The organism is Aestuariivirga sp. (assembly GCF_041738905.1).
GTDB lineage: Bacteria > Pseudomonadota > Alphaproteobacteria > Rhizobiales > Aestuariivirgaceae > Aestuariivirga.
Genome location: NZ_JBGSOZ010000130.1, coordinates 13,066 through 29,736, shown reverse-complemented (window position 1 = coordinate 29,736; position 16,671 = coordinate 13,066). Strand labels below are relative to the sequence as shown.

The 16,671-nt window shown below is 62.0% G+C and carries 12 protein-coding genes; 8 read left to right on the top strand and 4 right to left on the bottom strand.

The genetic code is table 11. The features are described from left to right. Positions 1-1,183, top strand: a 1,183-nt coding sequence (locus ACEW8Q_RS11820; protein ID WP_373504258.1) for a calcium-binding protein, incomplete at its 5' end; no start/stop codon positions are given. Between the two features lie 137 nt (positions 1,184-1,320). Here the strand turns inward: ACEW8Q_RS11820 and ACEW8Q_RS11815 are convergent. From ACEW8Q_RS11815 to ACEW8Q_RS11805, 3 genes are all read right to left on the bottom strand, one after another. Continuing rightward, positions 1,321-2,526: a PqqD family protein gene (locus tag ACEW8Q_RS11815; protein WP_373504257.1), complete on the bottom strand. Its 1,206-nt coding sequence runs from the start codon at positions 2,524-2,526 to the stop codon at positions 1,321-1,323. 34 nt (positions 2,527-2,560) lie between these two features. Continuing rightward, positions 2,561-2,920 carry a hypothetical protein gene (locus tag ACEW8Q_RS11810; RefSeq protein ID WP_373504256.1) on the bottom strand — a complete coding sequence of 120 codons (360 nt, stop codon included), beginning with the start codon at positions 2,918-2,920 and terminating at the stop codon, positions 2,561-2,563. A gap of 187 nt (positions 2,921-3,107) precedes the next feature. Continuing rightward, positions 3,108-4,487 carry a S8 family serine peptidase gene (locus tag ACEW8Q_RS11805; RefSeq protein WP_373504255.1) on the bottom strand — a complete coding sequence of 460 codons (1,380 nt, stop codon included), beginning with the start codon at positions 4,485-4,487 and terminating at the stop codon, positions 3,108-3,110. 135 nt (positions 4,488-4,622) lie between these two features. On the opposite strand from ACEW8Q_RS11805, the gene ACEW8Q_RS11800 reads away from it, so the two are divergent. The 5 genes from ACEW8Q_RS11800 to ACEW8Q_RS11780 all read left to right on the top strand — a co-directional run bounded on the left by ACEW8Q_RS11800 (position 4,623) and on the right by ACEW8Q_RS11780 (position 11,863). After that, positions 4,623-5,129: an RNA polymerase sigma factor gene (locus ACEW8Q_RS11800; protein ID WP_373504254.1), complete on the top strand. Its 507-nt coding sequence runs from the start codon at positions 4,623-4,625 to the stop codon at positions 5,127-5,129. A 36-nt stretch (positions 5,130-5,165) separates the two neighbouring features. After that, positions 5,166-5,936, top strand: a complete 771-nt coding sequence (locus tag ACEW8Q_RS11795; protein ID WP_373504253.1) for an anti-sigma factor — start codon at positions 5,166-5,168, stop codon at positions 5,934-5,936. A gap of 172 nt (positions 5,937-6,108) precedes the next feature. Then, positions 6,109-7,032 carry a calcium-binding protein gene (locus tag ACEW8Q_RS11790; RefSeq protein WP_373504252.1) on the top strand — a complete coding sequence of 308 codons (924 nt, stop codon included), beginning with the start codon at positions 6,109-6,111 and terminating at the stop codon, positions 7,030-7,032. 452 nt (positions 7,033-7,484) lie between these two features. After that, a complete protein-coding gene (locus ACEW8Q_RS11785) occupies positions 7,485-10,817 on the top strand; it encodes a M10 family metallopeptidase C-terminal domain-containing protein (protein ID WP_373504251.1) in 3,333 nt (1,110 codons plus the stop codon). A 467-nt stretch (positions 10,818-11,284) separates the two neighbouring features. After that, positions 11,285-11,863 carry a calcium-binding protein gene (locus tag ACEW8Q_RS11780; RefSeq protein WP_373504250.1) on the top strand — a complete coding sequence of 193 codons (579 nt, stop codon included), beginning with the start codon at positions 11,285-11,287 and terminating at the stop codon, positions 11,861-11,863. A gap of 313 nt (positions 11,864-12,176) precedes the next feature. Here the strand turns inward: ACEW8Q_RS11780 and ACEW8Q_RS11775 are convergent, their stop codons facing one another. Then, positions 12,177-12,626, bottom strand: a complete 450-nt coding sequence (locus tag ACEW8Q_RS11775; protein ID WP_373504249.1) for a VOC family protein — start codon at positions 12,624-12,626, stop codon at positions 12,177-12,179. A gap of 656 nt (positions 12,627-13,282) precedes the next feature. Here ACEW8Q_RS11775 and ACEW8Q_RS11770 point away from each other — a divergent pair. Beyond that, positions 13,283-16,282 (top strand): caspase family protein, encoded by a 3,000-nt coding sequence (locus tag ACEW8Q_RS11770; protein ID WP_373504248.1) that lies wholly within the window; start codon positions 13,283-13,285, stop codon positions 16,280-16,282. A 6-nt stretch (positions 16,283-16,288) separates the two neighbouring features. Beyond that, complete coding sequence (locus ACEW8Q_RS11765) at positions 16,289-16,660, top strand: hypothetical protein (protein ID WP_373504247.1); 372 nt, start codon at positions 16,289-16,291, stop codon at positions 16,658-16,660. Positions 16,661-16,671 lie beyond the last annotated feature (11 nt).

Sequence of the window (16,671 nt, the reverse complement as noted above, 5' to 3'; positions counted from 1 at the left end):
GGACGGCCCGCGCGGCGAAATGGCGGCCTCGGGCTTCGGCGGCGTCACGGTCGACCTTGCAGCAGGCACAGCCACAGGCGGCTTCGGCAGTGATACGCTCACAAGCATCGAGAACGTGATCGGCAGCCACGGCAACGATGTCTTGCGGGGTGACGCCGGCCGCAACGTGCTGAGCGGCGGAAGTGGCCAGGATACGCTCGATGGGCGCGAGGGCAACGATGTGCTGGTGCTGGGCAGCGATTTGAACGATGCCTTCGGCGGCGATGGCAACGACCTCATCATCATCGGAACCGGGGGCTACAGCATCGACGGCGGGGCGGGGGGCGATACGCTCGACCTTGGCGAGGTGGAAGGACATATCGACCTCGACTTCGGAAGTGGAAGATACGTCGCCGAGGGGACGGGATTCTACGTTGCCGAACTGATCAGGCCGCTGGACGTGTGGGCTGACACCGGCACCACCGAGTTCAGGACCCTCAACGGGCAGCAACTGTTTCCGGGTCTGGTGCGCCAGGCGGAGGTGCTGTTCGCCAACAGCCCGGATGATCTCACGCGTGTGCTGCCCGGCGTCGACGATCCCCTTTATTCCCAATTCGCCATCCGGACGATCGATGTCAGCAGTCTCGTCACCGCCAGTTTCGACAATATCGAGAAGGTCGTGGGCGGGGCTGCGTCCGTGCGGATCATCGCGAGCAGCGGCAGGGACAACTACGATGGCACGCTGTCGCCCGATGACGTGCTCGATCTCAGTGGTCTTGCGGCAGGCGTCAACTTCAACCTGCAGAGCGGCGCCAGCAATTCAGTCCTCCTTGATGGTGACAGCTATACCGGGATCGAACAGATCGACGGCACGGGTTTTGACGACACGCTGCGCGGCGATACAGGCGCCAACATCCTCAACGGTGGAAGCAGCGGTGCCGACACGCTGGATGGCCGGCGCGGCAACGACACCCTGAATGGCGGCAACGGCGACGATGCGCTGATTGGCGGGCAAGGCAATGATGCGCTCGATGGCGGCGGCGGTTTCGACACCGCCGAATTTGCCAGCAACCAGGCCGATTACGTCGTCGAACTCATCGCTGCGAATGTCTGGCAGGTTACGGCGCTCACTGGTTCGGATGGAGCCGACACGCTCAGACGCATGGAACGCCTCAGCTTTGCCGACGGCTTCCTCGATCTCTGATGAGGACAAGGGTTTCAACATGGCCTCATGGGTCCGCAGCTATTCAAACAGTGTTTGTGTGGCCTTCGCGATTCCGCAGCAAATCGTTGCTCGGCTATATGCAGTCCCGCTAGTTCACTGGATGCGCGCGCATTGGTTCATGTGACGGCTATCAGATCCTCCTCGGCCATCTGGGCGAAGAGTTGCCCGAGGTCGATTCTGATTCTCTCTGCTGGCTGATCGGGAAAGGCCTCTGCGAAAGCCGCGATGATTTCTTCTCCGGAGTTGACCTCGGCCAGGAGAGTCCAGATCGCGCTCGCAGTCGGGTTGAGGTGAAACGCGGTTCCATGTTCACCGTGCCAGAGGACGAGTCCGCCCGCCATGCGCCGGAGAGTGACGTTCTCCTGCCTCTTCCAGCCAAGCCGCAGGTCGGCTTGAGGAAGCGGCGCGGTTGTTGCGGAATGGCCGGCAGGCGGCTTGCAGCCGGGTTGGCCTTCTTCCGGCAGGCTGGCATGGCTCAACGTCGCGCGTATGAGGCTGACGGCATCCTCGATATCCCAATAGGTCAGCTTGAAACAGGCGAGACGCTCGGACAGCAGGTTGGCGCGCTCGATTGCAGCCTCGCTGGCTGCCGCGTAGATGCTCTGGCGAAGCACATGGTGCAGACACTCCGCAGCACCCAACCGCTGGAGAGAGGCGGCAGCACCGTTCTCGCGCGACAGGACCAACAGCACTTCCAGCGGCTGGGATGTGCCATGCGCGGCCAGAGTCGGCGGCGCGATGAATGCGTGGTGCCCGTCACTCAACGCGATGTGCCGCGCGACATGCCCGGAAAACTGTTCATGCGTTCCCTCTGGCAAGGGCAACCGGAGGCGTGGCGCGATGCCAAGCCCATGCGCCATGCCGTCTGCGGTTATGGGCAGTACGTCGTCGCAGAGGATCTGCATGTCATTTTCTGCCGACAGGCGCGCGATCAGCGTGCTCTTGCCGGCGTGGGCAGGGCCAGTGACGGCGATGAGCCTGCCGCCGAACCTGAACGCGCCGCAGTGTAGGCCTGAGAAGCCGGAACGCTCCTCGAAATAGCCTTGCGCAAGGTCGGCAACAATTCCGCAGACCGCTCCCGCAGCCGCAAGACCCGTGATGGGCTCCTCAAGAAAGATCGACCGCAGGGTGAAACCGTCTGCCTCTCTCGATACGCTACAGAGTGAGGGTAGTCTGGCGCTTGGCGCGGTCCGGATGTGCGGAGTCCAGCTTGGGACGGCCCTGCGAAGCCCGGCGAGCACATCGGGCGCCTCGCGCAGGATGACCGGAAGGCCAAGCCCTGGGAACAGAAGCAGCTGAACGGGACCGGAAGACGCGGGCATTGCCCGCGCCTTCCTGTTGGTGTTGCGAAACACGTCAGCCGTCTCTCTTGCCGAAGATGCGGGCGAGGCCGCGGGGACGCGAGGGCTTCGACGGCTTGGCCGGACGCGAGGGCTTCGACGGCTTGTCCGGGCGCGAAGGCTTCGACGGCTTGTCCGGGCGTGAAGCCTTAGACGGCTTGCTCGGGCGCGAGGGCTTCGACGGCTTGTCGGGGCGCGAGGGCTTCGACGGCTTGTCCGGGCGCGATGCCTTGGACGGCTTGTCAGGGCGCGATGCGGCCTCGGCGCTGCCGATCTGGGTCAGCACCGGAACAACATAGGCGGCTCCGAGGGCAAGCCCAAGGCGGGCCAGCATCTTGCGGCGGGAAAGTTCGGTCGTCTCGATCTTGTTGGTCATGATTGTCTCCTTCGAGTTGTCACCGCGTTTCAATCTGCGGCTCGCTTAGGAAAACGAAGCGCCCGGGAATTCATTCCCGGGCGCTCATCAATTTTACCAAATTGTAATGCTGCATGTGGCGGAGCTAGCAGCGATGGAACGGGCTTCGCGAGGATACGGAATATACTCCTTCCGATGCGCCGGGCGCTCAACCCGAGTTTCCGCAAATCCCGTCTGCCTGCAGGAGGCCCCAGCCGAAGACCTTGTCCTTGCCCGGCTCTCCGAGATCGCGCGCGGTGCGGGCGAGTTCCGCCACAAGGTCGGCGATGGGCGCATCGGGGCTTCGGAGGCGCATCACCGCCAGTGCCGCCGTGACATAGGGCGCGGCATAGGATGTGCCAGACCGCGATGCAACGCGCCCCGTGCCGGTGGCCACGGGGACCTCGACCCCGGGTGCGGCAAAGTCGATGTGCTCGCCCCGCGGTGCTCTCCTGTAGATGCGCAAGGTGGGGCTGACTGCCGTGACCGCCACAGCATCTTCATAAGCTGCCGGATAGAGCGGCTTTGAACCCGATCCGGCATTTCCGGCGGCGGCTACCACCGGCACGCCCTTTGCGACGGTCAGTTTGATGACACGCTCGATTACGGCATTCGCCGGCCCCGCAAGGCTCAGGTTGACGACATGGGGACTCTCGCGCAGCAGGGCATCGACGGCGCGAACGACATCGAAGGCCTGCGCCACATCGTTGCCGCCCGACGACCGATAGTAGGGCACGGCCGCGATCACGCGGGCCTGAGGCAGCAAGCCTTCGGCGTTGCTGCCCCGCGATCCGGCAACAAGGGCAGCGACGGCCGTGCCATGGGCATTGCCCGACCTGGCCGTCCCCTTGGGTCTCAGGTCAATCACTTCAACCGACTGCCCGGCGAGTGAAGCATCTTTCGTGTTCACCGTGGTTTCGACAAGGCCGATCACCGGCGAGGCAGCGCAAGGCAGTTCAGCATTCACCGGCCAATCCACCAGGACCAGCGGAGAGCATGGTGTTGACGGAGCGCATTCATCCTCCTCCTGCGGCCGGTAGATTGAATTTACATCGGATTCGGCCGCGCCAAGACTGGCCAGAACATTGCGGGCCGTGGCGACGGACATGTTGCGCGGCAGCCGCAACCGCTGCACGCGGACGCCGACAGACTGGAGTGTGTCGTCGCTCAGGACCGTAAACCCGCGCCGGGTGGCCTCCGTCAGTCCCGCTTCCGGCAAGTCGAGGGCAACAACGACCGGACGTGGCGCGGGCTTGGCGGCTACCTTCTTCTTGCGCTGCTGAACCGCCTTCTTTTTCTTCGTCTCGAACGTCTTGCGCTCATTGCGTTCGCTGCGTTCACTTCGCTCGCTGCGCTGGCCGCCGCCCCGTCCCCGGCCCCCACCGCCACCATCGTCTCCGTCGTCGTCCGCCCATGCGCTTGCGACCCAGGTGCCGGGGGTCAGGGCCAGCGCACCGACGACGAGGCCAAACCCGGCGGCGCGGCAAATCCGTCCGAGCGCAACAGACAACCCGCAGAGAAATCCGCCGGGCCCAGTTTTTCGTTCCATTTCCGTCTCCATGGATTTTGAGTTCCCGAAAGAACGAACGGGAAAAACATCTATTCCATACGATTCACCGACTTTCTTGGAGCATGGCGGTTTCATCTGTTATGCGATAGTGCAACATCTCTTTCTGATTGTGACATGACGCAGAGTTTCTCAGAACAATTGATCGCCATGCTGCCCCGGCTCAGGCGCTTTGCCCGCTCGCTGACGGGATCGGCGGACAAGGCCGACGAGCTGGTCCAGACGGCCTGTGCCAAGGCACTGGCCGCGAAGGATAGCTGGGCGCCCGGAACGCGGTTCGATTCCTGGATGTTCCGGATTGCCCGGAACGCCTGGATCGACACCATACGGCGCAGCCGTCACGAGGCGATGACCGCCGAGGAAGGTGAGATCGAACAGATTGCCGGTATGGATGGCGAGGAAGCGCAGGTGGCCCGCCTGACCCTCAACGCGGTGATGGCGGCCATCGACCAGCTGCCGGATGACCAGCGCGAAGTTCTGGTTCTGGTGGTCATGGAAGAATTCTCCTATGGCGAGGTTGCGGAGATGCTGGGCATCCCCATCGGGACCGTGATGAGCCGCCTCGCGCGGGCCCGCGTGAAAATCGCTGCTGCCACGGGAATAGACCGGGCTGGCAAACGTTAATGCGCCAGACCGGATTTTAGCCGTACAGGTGAAGACATGTCACAGATGAGACCGACCGACGAGGAATTGATGGCGCTGGCCGACGGCGAACTCGGCCCTGCCGATGCGCGCCGGATCGCGGAGCTCGTCGCCGCCGACCCGGAGCTCCAGGAGAAGGTGGACATGTTCCGCCTGACGCGCGATCTGATGCGGGATGTGCGCGGCCCCCTCGCGGGCGAGCCTGTTCCGGATGAGCTTCGGCGCTCCATCGAAGCCATGGTCGCCGCAGCCGATTCGAAGGCTGGGGAGCCCGGCAACGTCCTGGCCTTCAAGCCGAAGCAGAAGGCACCGGCCGCAGCGCCTCGCTCGTGGTCCCTGCCGATTGCTGCGTCCTTCGCCGCCGTGGTGGCCGGTGCCGTAGGCTTTATGCTCGGCCAGAGTGCGCCGTCGTCCACCGGCCCCGCCTTCGCAGCGGTCGGCAGCCCGCTCCCTGCCGAGATCGGCACCGTGCTGGCCTCTAAAGCCTCGGGCTCCGAGGCCGCCATCGCCAATGGCAAGGTGCGGGTGATCGCGAGCGTTCGCAGCAAGGATGGAACGCTGTGCCGCGAGTTTGAAGTCGACGGGGCTTCCGGTCAATCTGTCGTCGGCATCGGGTGCCGCGATGGCGCCGGCTGGCGCCTCGACATCGCCGTCGCCGCTCCCCTGACGCAGGATAGCTTTGCACCGGCCTCTTCGCTCAGCGCCATCGACAGCTATCTCGGCACCATCGAGGCGGGCGAACCGCTCACGCCTGAAGAAGAAACGGTTGAGCTCGCCAAGGCATCCTGAGAGAACCATATTCCGACTGTCCGGGGCGCTACCGCATGCGGTGGCGCCCTTTTCATTACTGCTTGTCAGCCAAATAAAAAACTTTACCGCCAGCCGGAATAGAAATGCCGGACCTCCGTTTTCCTCAATGTCAGCCCGATGATGGGCACTAACAGAAATCAGGAGACTTCAGATGGCGATCCTCCCCTACATTCCGACCGACATTCTCGCAGCCGAAATTTCTCTGCGCGACGAGTTCATCAACTACATCGACACGCTTATCGATGCCGCAGAACCGGCCCTCGTGCCCGGCGGCAACAACGACCTGGTGTTCGGCACTGCCGCCGCAAACATCATCAACGGCCAGTCCGGCAATGACGTGATCGCCGCCTTCGAGGGCAACGACAGCATCACCGGCGGCTTCGGTGACGACTACATCCTCGCCGGCATCGGCGATGACCGCCTGTTCGGCGGCGACGGCAACGACTTCCTCTTCGGCGAGGCCGGCAATGACATTCTCGATGGCGCCGACGGCGACGACGCCATGTTCGGCGGCGCGGGCAACGACACCGTCACGGGCGGTGAGGGCAACGACTGGATGTACGGCAATGGCGGCGCTGACCGCATGACCGGCGGCTTCGGTGACGACCTGCTCGACGGTGGTGCCGGCGGCGACGTGCTCACCGACGACACTGGAAACGACACGCTGCTGGGCGGCGCCGGCAAGGACCGTCTCACGGGCGGTGCGGACAATGACATCCTCTGGGGCGGCGCAGGCGCCGACCGCCTCTCGGGCGGCACCGGCAACGACGTCTACGTCTACAATTCCCGCACCGAAGGCAACGACATCATCCTCGACTTCGAGTCCGGCAATGACGCCTTCAACTTCGCCGGCCTCGGCTTCCGAGTCGATCCGGGCACCGATCTCGAGGAGGGCGTGACCTTCGTGGCCAACGGCGCACCGAGCTCCGTCGTGGCCGAGGCGACGGTCCTCTACGATACGGGTTCCGGCCAGCTCTGGTTCGACGTCGACGGCACGGGTGCGGCTTCTGCGCAGCTCATCGCGACTGTCCAGGGCGCTCCCAACATCAACGCCCAGGACTTCATCTTCATCTGAGGATCGAAGTCCAACTGGAGCCCCGGTGGAAACACCGGGGCTTCTTCACGGTGATGGTAGACGACAACTGTGCTACGAGCGCAACGGGCGAGCAAGTGGACTCATTTGCGAGGCGGAAAATGCGCCTGCTTCAAGGCTTTCGAGCAACCGGCGGTCAGCTGATCGCCGGTTGCTTGTCTTGTGACTTTTGCGCCTGAACTGGCCAAGAAGAGTCCGTTGCCGGGAGGTTACCGCCTCCGCGTCACGGCGAGAGATGGACCGTCCGGATGTTGGCCGTCCGACGGCTCAAGCTGGAGTGTGATCACCAGGGTCGGGCCTGACACGGCCAATGATGGTGGACAGGATACACGGGAACGCTAATCTGCGGCCTTGGCGGCAGGCTGGCAGTCTTGAATGATGAATGTGGTCGTTGTCAGCTATGCTGTTGACACGAGCCGGACAGGAGTGATGTGATGCCGCGCCAGAACCAGGCGAACGACACGTGGTGGGTCAACGATCAGACTCCGGACAATCCTTTCAGCAAGAGCGAAGACTACGATGCCTTTCTCGACTATCTCGGCGGACTGGCGCGCAGCCTGACGCCGGAGATCGCTGCGGGGCCGCTGAGGATCAATGTTTCAGAGCTCAACGATCATCCCGACTTCAAGGCGGCCGCAACCGGCGCGCTACAGATGTGGGCCTCCGTCACGCCCCTGACATTCGAGATCGTCGACGATGCGCCGTTCAATCGCAAGACGGACTGGATGAAGATCATCAGCCCCGAGCTTGGTGAGCGCTACGACGGGAGCGCCTATTCCAACGACCGGATTGTCAGCATCGGCCAGCGTTTCCATGACACCGAACCCGACAGGACTGATGTCGGCGGCTATGTGTTCGACTCCTTCATTCACGAATTCGGCCATGAGTTCGGCCTGGACCACCCGGGGCTCTACAACTACAGCGGCCCCGGCGGCGTGCAGATCAATTATCTGAACAATGCGACCTGGATCTACGACAGGCAGCAATACAGCGTGATGTCCTATTTCGACGGCATTGATGTGGGCGGTACCAGCCGCTGGTCGGCATCGACGCCGCTCATGGCCGACATCGAGGCCGTCATCCGGCGGTTCTTCTCGACGGTCGACAATGCCGGCGTACGCACCTATCAGCACATCGACCTCAACACGGGTGACAATGCCTACGGTTTCGGCAGCACGCAGTACGGCTATCAACTGGCCACTTCGGGCACGCAGCATGACATCGGCTTCGTGATCCATGATACGGGCGGAGCGGATACCATCGACTTCTCGGGTTCCACCGGCAAGACCGTCCTCGACTTGCGCGCCGGCCGTTTTTCGAGTGTGAACGGCCACCACAACAACGTCTCGATCTTCGCCGGGAACAACGCCAACGCGGCCGACTATTTCATCGAGGCCGGCATCGGCAGCCAGTTTGCAGATATTTTGATCGGCAACGGTGGCGCCAATGTCCTGAATGGCGGCGGCGGCGGCGACCGAATGGCCGGCAAGGGCGGCGATGACGTCTATTTCGTCGACTCGCTGGACGACGTCATTCGCGAGCGGGCCAAAGGCGGCGATGATACCGTCATCGTGTTGTCGACGAGCCTCGTGATCACCAGCATCGCCAACGTCGAACATATCATCTACGCCGACCAGCCGATGCTGCAGTCAACTGGCGACGGCGCCTCTCTGGGCAGCGCCACCGTGATGGGGAGCGTCGTCCTGGGGAGTGATGAAAGCGAAACGCTCGACGGCGGAGGCGGCGCCGACATGATCCTCGGCCGGGGCGGCGATGATGTCATCATCGGCGGCCGCGACTCGCTGGCCAGCCGCGACATCAACAACACCATCGGCGTTGCTGATCTCGACGACCAGACCGAAAGCGACGATGGCAACGACGCGCTCTATGGCGGAAGCGGCGATGACGTCATTCTCGGTGGCCAGGGCGACGATACTCTCTATGGCGGCAGCGGCAACGATACGCTGAGCGGCCAGGATGGCATCGACATATTCATGGGCGGGAGCGGAAGCGACACCGTCGATTTCAGCAAGGAGAGCCCGTTCCAGCTGCTGGTCAACCTCGCCACGAACACCGCCAGTGGCGGCACGGCCTCGAACGACACGTTCTACAGCATTGAAAACCTGATCGGGTCGGATGACCGCACCGACCGCTTCATCGGCACTTCAGCGGCAAACCACTTCTGGGGCCGGGGCGGCGGAGACTACTTCAACGGCAACGGCGGCGACGACATGCTGGATGGCGGCAGCGACGGCGACATCCTTTACGGCGGGGCAGGCAATGACACGGTGATCGGCGGCTCCGGTCAGGACTACCTGAACGGCGGTTCGGGGATCGACACCGTCGTCCATGCGGGAAGCCCCGGCGGCGTGACGATCGATCTCGCAGGCGGCACGGCCCGCGGGGGCGACGGCGACGGTCCGGTCCAGATCGTGGGCCAGGGCGCAGCGATCCGGCATGACATCATCTCCGGCTTCGAGAATGCGGTGGGTTCATCATTCGACGACCACATCATCGGAAATGGAAAGGCCAATGACCTCTCGGGCAGCGCCGGCGACGACACGCTGGCGGGCGGCGAAGGCGCGGACACGATGAACGGCGGGGCCGGCAGTGACACAGCAGATTATTCCGATGCGTCGGCGGGGATCAGACTCACGCTGTCCGGAAGCATTTCTGGCGGCGATACTTATATCTCGATCGAGAACCTCGGGGGCTCGGGCTTCGATGATCAATTGGCCGGAGACGACGCCGCAAACGTGCTGACAGGTCAAGGCGGCAACGACACCATCAGGGGCCACCGGGGCGATGACATCCTGCTCGGCGATTTCGCCTATCACGGCGAAGCGCCGCCACGCCCGGGTTTGGGCTCCGGCTACGCCACACTGGGAGAGGACGCAACAAACAACTCGCCTGCAGCCGCGTTCGATATCTCCAACAACTTTTCGCTCACGAGCGACCCGCACATCTTCGACTCGACGACGACACTTCATTCGACCGTCAGCGCCACCGGAAACGGGCTGGGCGGCTACTATAAAGTCAACCTGGCGGCTGGAACGGTCATCACCATCGACATCGATGGAATTGCCGATCCCGATGTTCATGACAGTTGGGTCAGGCTGCTTGACAGCAACGGCAACATCGTCGCCGAAAACGATGATGGCGGCGGTGATCCAGGTTCCGCGAGCAACCGCGACTCTAGCCTGGTCGCCGTCATCGAGGACTCCGGCACATATTACATACTGGAAGGCAGCTGGTCGGAGTCGGCGCCTGGCGACGGCTGGGCCGAAACCGTGCCGGAAGGCTCGACCTACAAGCTGAACGTATCGGTCGAGTTCCCGCCTGTGCCCGCGGAACCTGGAATTGCGGGATCCGACATTCTCTCCGGCAATTCCGGCAGCGACCTGCTTGATGGAGGTCTGGCGGCCGACAGGCTCACAGGCGGCAGCGGAGAGGACAGCTTCCGTTTCTCGACCGCGCTTCGAAATCGCAATATCGACCGGATCACGGATTTCGACGTCGACCATGATATCATCCTGCTGGACAATCTCATCTTCACGAAACTCGGTGGCGAAGGTGTTCTTGATCCGGGAGCGTTCTTCAAGAGCGCGACGGGCGCCGCCCATGATGCCGGCGACCGCATCATCTATGACAGCGACACTGGCAACCTGTTGTACGATAGCGACGGGACCGGACATAAGGCAGCCAAGCTGTTTGCCCGGCTCGAAGCGGACCTCAGTCTTTCCGCGTCGGACTTCATGGTCATCTAGATGTAAGCTTTCACGAGATTATCCGTCCGGTCCGGATCGAGGAAGTTCCTGTTGCGACGCGCAAGCGACTTCGAGGAGGACTGGAGATAGAGAACTTGGTGAGATCTCGCACTTGCGCGGTCAGTTCTCAGCTGGAACCGACTGGCATCTGCCCTGGATGTGGACCCAAGCCTGTTGAAATGCACTGAAGCATCACTCCCGGTGAGTGGCCATTCCTGGTGCGGAGTCCTTGGATTGAGAACATACACGGCCGGGGTCTCCTTTCGGTGCCGTTTCACTCACGCCTCCGGAGCTTGCTTGTGAATGATGCCGAGATGGCAAAACCGTTACAACACCACAGCAGACCGTTCAGCACTTGCCTCTCGGGATCCTGCCATCACGAGCAGGACTTGTCAGGACCGCTGTTTTGCGCGAAGGTCAAGGCGAGTGGGCGCATTGAGGCTAACCTTTACAGAGGATGCTGAACGATGGCTGACATCAATCTCGGACCAGGTGACAATACCCGAAGCGGCACCCAGCTCGCTGATATCATCAATGGCAACGGAGGCGACGACACGCTCTCGGGACTTGGTGGCGATGACGAATTGTTCGGGGGGATTGGAAACGATATCCTGAAAGGCGGCGCCGACAATGACGTCCTGAATGGCGATGGCGGCCGAGACAGGCTTACCGGCGGGACAGGCAACGACGTTCTATTCGGCGGCAATGGCAACGATATCCTGGTGGGCGGTGGCGGGTTTGATTTCCTGAATGGAAACAATGGAAATGCCGAACTCACGGGCGGAGGCGGAAAGGATAACTTCCAAGTCGATATCGGAGCCGGCCGCGTTTTCATCACTGATTTTCAGGATGACATCGACACACTGCTGCTGGACGAGAGCTTCTTCCCTGGAAAGACGATCAACCAGATCCTGACCCAGCATGGCTCGAGTTCCGGAGGCGACAGCGCAATTGACCTCTCCGGCTCGGGTGCGGATTCACCGCGCATCATCTTGCTGGGCGTGGACAACATCTTCAGTATGGCTAACGATATCACGCTGGTCTGACACCGCTTGGACAGTGCCGGGCGGGAGGGTCAGCAACTCTCCGGACTTGCAGGAGGGCCGGTTGACCGTTTCGGCGGGGCTCATGGATGAAAGCATCAGCCCGACTTCGCTGGCCTGCTGTGGCGTGTCTGCTTCGTTCGGCTCAGGCCGGAGCACATGTCAGCTACTGATTCACATAACAAGTTTTGTGAATTGGTTTTGTGGAAGTAACCAGAGCCGTGGCTTCGAGACACACCGTGGTCATGCGAAAGACTGATTCCGGACCTTGACGAAGTACCCGGATTGCCGACTTGCTGTTTGCCACCTGTGACATTCAAGCGGGATAACGCCGTTCGGCTGGGCGGATCCGGCCGGCATTCCCCAGCTCGATCATGTAGCCGAAGTCCTTCTCGGTATCGAGATAGTAGTGCTCATCCTCGTCGATACGGCCGCACTGGATCACCGGATAGCCGCGCGCCGAATAGTCCCTGATGGCCTGCTGCATGTCGGAATAGAACAACTTGATGTGATGAAGTCCTTCACCGCGGCGCTCGAGATGTTCATCATAAATGCTATAGCCGGAAATCGGTTGAATGAGCTCAAGCTGGGTATCGCCGCTCCAGGTGATGGCAATGAGGCAGGTGTGATTGGCCGGCTTGCCGCGATAGATGTAATTTTCCACCTTGCCCGGTTCAAACTGATAAATGTCCCAGGGCCCAATCCCGCAATCCCAATGCCGTTTCAGCGCGGCATTCAGATCTCGCACAATCATCGCCACCTGCATGGTGCCGCCATCCTGGAAGGTCCTCATGACCGGACTCCTCCCGTTGCTGAGCATGGTTACCCCATAATCATGCAACGCCGGCACAGCGAAAGTCCATTGGGAACTGGCGAAGGGCGGGCGGAAAGAGACATAAGACCGTCAAAGAGAGACAAGACGTTTGGAGACCGATCCTGGCTTGAAGCCCGTCGGGACTCTCCCGATGAGTGAATCGCAAAGGGGTCGCACATCACCAGGCCGGGCAGTTCCATGTTGTCACTGAGACGCACTCGCCGGGACTCGTGGAAGGTGAAATCGCCGATACCTTTTTCCAATGCCACGTTGGTGAAAGTATCGTAACTAACGACCACACCTCCTCCGGCAATACCCAACAGCAAGCGGATCGCTGACTTCACTTACATCTGGATAGCGGAAGGCTGGCTCCCTCTTGCAGCCACGCATCCAGGCTGCTCGGCTGCTTCAGAAATGCGTCTCAGGTTGCCTGCCATCTTGATGATGAGTGCGGGATATCTGGCAACGCATCCATATACCCCCTCTGCTGACCTCCCCTGTCTGGCGACCTGCGACGAGTCTCTTGCCCTCCGGCAGTCAATTTGCTGACATGATGCTGCCGTTGGCAAGCTTTAGCCATCAGGCGTCAGGGCACGGGAGTCGTACGCATGCTGCCAGCCGGCTTGATACAGAGGCTATCGTCTCTTGTTCTCGTGTGTCTTGCCCTTGTTCTCTCCCTCTCTGGATCAGGCCTTGCCGACACCCCGAAGACGCTGAAGGGCGTGGCGCTGGTCATCGGCCAGTCGAAGTACGAGCACCTCGATCCGCTGATCAATCCGGGCAATGATGCCCAGGGCGTCGCCAAGCTGTTCACCGATCTGGGCTTCAACGTGACGACGACGCTTGACCGGGACACCAGGAAGCTTCGCCGCGATCTCGCAAACTTTGCGGTAGATGCCGAGGGATCGGATGTCGCAGTGGTCTACTATTCCGGCCATGGCATAGAGGCGGGCGGCGAGAACTGGCTGGTACCGGTCGATGCCGATGTGGCGGCGCTTGATGATGCCGCAAAGTCGCTCGTGCCCCTGTCCTCGCTGATGGCGGAACTCAATGCCAGCGTGCCGCTGACACTCCTGTTCCTCGATGCCTGCCGCACCAATCCCTTTCCCCCCGGCGCCGCCCTGAAACGGGATGGCACCGCCCTTCCCGTTCGCGCCAGCGGCCTCGCGTTGACCAGAGGTGTCTCGGCTGCTGACGCCGACGCGGGCAGCGAGGGTCTGGGCGCCGTCATCGCCTTTGCCGCCGAGCCGGGCATGGTGGCCCTCGATGGCCCGCCTGACAGCACCAGCCCCTATGCCTCAGCCATCCTGCGCCATCTTTCGGCCTCGACCGGCAGCGAGTTCGGCACCGTCATGCGTCTGGTGACGCAGGAGGTCTATCTCAGGACAGGCGGCAGGCAGCGCCCTTGGGTGAATGAAACCCTCACCCGGCTGCTCTACTTCGGGGCGCCCCAACCGGACCTTTCGGGCGATGAGGGCCAAATCCTCAGTGAACGCCGTCAGGTGCTGCTCACCATTGCAGCACTGGACGATTCCACAAGAAAGCAGGTGGAAGCCGCCGCCCGACAAGCGGACGTGCCCATGGATGCTCTGTACGGCCTGCTCAATGCCCTGGGGGCCGATATCCCCAGGGACCCTTCGAAGCTCGATGCGGTGCTGAAGGCGCAAACAGAAACGGTGAAGTCCAAGCTGGCCGTCCTCGATGCGCTGGGCCGGCAAGACGCCGAGGTTGCCCGCCTTTCCGCATTGGCCGACAGGGCGCTGGCAGACGGAGCCATTCAGGCAAACCTGCGGTTCATGCAGGCTGCGGATGCCCGGCAGAAGGCGGTCGATGGCAATCTCGATCAGACGGAGGCCGACCTTCGTACCAGCCGGTTGGCCAGTGGCGCTACCAAGGCAAAGCTGGCAGAGGCGTATGCCTTGAACTTCGCCTTCGACAAGGCGGCGCAGAGCTATGACGAGGCCTTCCAGCAGGTCGAGAAGTGGGACCGTCCGGCAGCCTTCGACTACAAGCTCCGATCGGCAGACGCCCTGCTGCAACATGGAGACGAGAAGGGTGACAATGAAGCGCTCATGGCTGCGATTGAAGCTTATCGCGCAGCGCAAGGTCAGCTGAGTCGTGACACCGACCCTGTGAACTGGGCCAGTACGCAGAACGATCTTGGCAACGCACTTCAGACGTTAGGTTCACGCGAAAGCGGAGCGACACGGTTGGAAGAAGCGGTTCAAGCTTACCGCGCAGCCCTCGGGGAACGGACTCGCGAGCGTCTCCCGCTTGACTGGGCGATGACCCAGAACAATCTGGGCAATGCACTCTGGGCCCTCGGCTCGCGCGAGAGCGGCACCGCGCGGCTCCAAGAGGCAATTCAGGCTTACCGTGACGCACTTGAGGAAAGGAAGCGCGAGCACATGCCGCTCGATTGGGCGTCAACCCAGAACAATCTTGGCTCCGCACTTCAAACGCTCGGTTCACGCGAGAGCGGCACTGCACGGCTCGAAGAGGCTGTTCAGGCATACCGTGCCGCACTTGAGGAAAGGACGCGAGAGCGTGTGCCACTCGACTGGGCGACGACCCAGAACAACCTTGGCCAGGTGCTCTGGACCATTGGCGCGAGAGAGAGCGGTACGGCCCGGCTGGAGGAAGCGGTCGCGGCTTATCGTCTGTCGCTGGAGGAACGAACACGGGCCCGCGTACCGCTGCAATGGGCCCTGACCCAGAACAATCTCGGCAACGCGCTTCAGACCTTGGGATCCCGCGAGAAAGACACTGCGCGGCTGGAGGAGGCCGTGACAATCTTTCGTACAGCGCTGGAAGAGCGCAGTCGCGAAATCGTGCCAGGCGACTGGGCTACGACACAGGATAATCTCGGCGCCGCGCTTTACGCACTCGGTCTTCGCGAGCACGGAAGCGCACGGCTGGAAGAGGCGGTCACGGCCTATCGCGCCGCACTGGTGGAGCGGAAACGCGAGACAGTGCCTCTCGAATGGGCCGCGACCCAGAATAATCTCGGCAATGCACTCAGGGTCCTCGGCTCGCGAGACAAGGGCACGGCAATGTTGGAAGAGGCGGTTGAAGCATATCGTGCGGCGCTGGAGGAAATCACCCCCGCCCGCGTACCGCTTCAATGGGCAGGGACCCTGAACAATCTTGGCACCGCCTTGAAGGATCTCGGCTCGCGCGAGAGCGGCACAACGCGGCTGGAGGAGTCTGTTGCGTCCTTTCGTGCTGCGCTCGACGTGTACTCTCGCGAGACAGATCCACCTCACTGGGCCATGACCCAGAACAATCTCGGCACTTCGCTTGACGAACTGGGTAGCCGCGAAAACAATACGACCCGGTTGGAGGAAGCCGTCACCGCCTTTCGTGCCGCGCTCGACGTGTACTCTCGCGAGACAGATCCACTCGACTGGGCCATGACCCAGAACAATCTCGGCTGGGTCCTTGGTAAGCTGGGCCACCGCCTTGCCGATCCAACTCATGTCCGTGCCGGCAGGGAAGCAGTTCAGGCGGCATGGGAAATGTACAGGTCGTCAGGATTCGACTACGATGCATACTTCAGGGAACGGATCGAGGCCTTCGACACGATGATGGCTGAGATCGGAAAATAGCCTTGGGTGTCGGGTCGACTGAGCTATTCCGGCGAACGCGCATATAAAATCCATATGGGTGCCAATTCGGGTGAAAGACAGTGGCCGCACCTTCTTGCCATCGACGAGGCCTTCGGACCAAAGCCTTGTGGCGACGAGGCACTGGGGGAACTTCGTGTCGAGAAGGGCCATATCGCGGGTCCCGAGATCGATGGCAGGGCGACGCTCGAGGATCTCGGCCCCGCGCGCATGATCGGCAAACGCAAGGGCTTCGTCGGTAGCGTGTTGCGCCATCGCCTTGCGTTTGCAGAACGCACATGCGCCTGCGCGGCGGTGCGATCCTGTTCCGCCCAGGCTATGCCATGGAGGGCCATGGCCTGGGCCGCATCACAATCCTAAGCTGCAGTTCG

Bases quoted from the DNA above. Each gene is read 5' to 3' on its own strand.
- ACEW8Q_RS11815 (WP_373504257.1), bottom strand. From the start codon at position 2,526: ATGCCCGCGTCTTCCGGTCCCGTTCAGCTGCTTCTGTTCCCAGGGCTT.
- ACEW8Q_RS11810 (WP_373504256.1), bottom strand. From the start codon at position 2,920: ATGACCAACAAGATCGAGACGACCGAACTTTCCCGCCGCAAGATGCTG.
- ACEW8Q_RS11805 (WP_373504255.1), bottom strand. From the start codon at position 4,487: ATGGAACGAAAAACTGGGCCCGGCGGATTTCTCTGCGGGTTGTCTGTT.
- ACEW8Q_RS11800 (WP_373504254.1), top strand. From the start codon at position 4,623: ATGACGCAGAGTTTCTCAGAACAATTGATCGCCATGCTGCCCCGGCTC.
- ACEW8Q_RS11795 (WP_373504253.1), top strand. From the start codon at position 5,166: ATGTCACAGATGAGACCGACCGACGAGGAATTGATGGCGCTGGCCGAC.
- ACEW8Q_RS11790 (WP_373504252.1), top strand. From the start codon at position 6,109: ATGGCGATCCTCCCCTACATTCCGACCGACATTCTCGCAGCCGAAATT.
- ACEW8Q_RS11785 (WP_373504251.1), top strand. From the start codon at position 7,485: ATGCCGCGCCAGAACCAGGCGAACGACACGTGGTGGGTCAACGATCAG.
- ACEW8Q_RS11780 (WP_373504250.1), top strand. From the start codon at position 11,285: ATGGCTGACATCAATCTCGGACCAGGTGACAATACCCGAAGCGGCACC.
- ACEW8Q_RS11775 (WP_373504249.1), bottom strand. From the start codon at position 12,626: ATGCAGGTGGCGATGATTGTGCGAGATCTGAATGCCGCGCTGAAACGG.
- ACEW8Q_RS11770 (WP_373504248.1), top strand. From the start codon at position 13,283: ATGCTGCCAGCCGGCTTGATACAGAGGCTATCGTCTCTTGTTCTCGTG.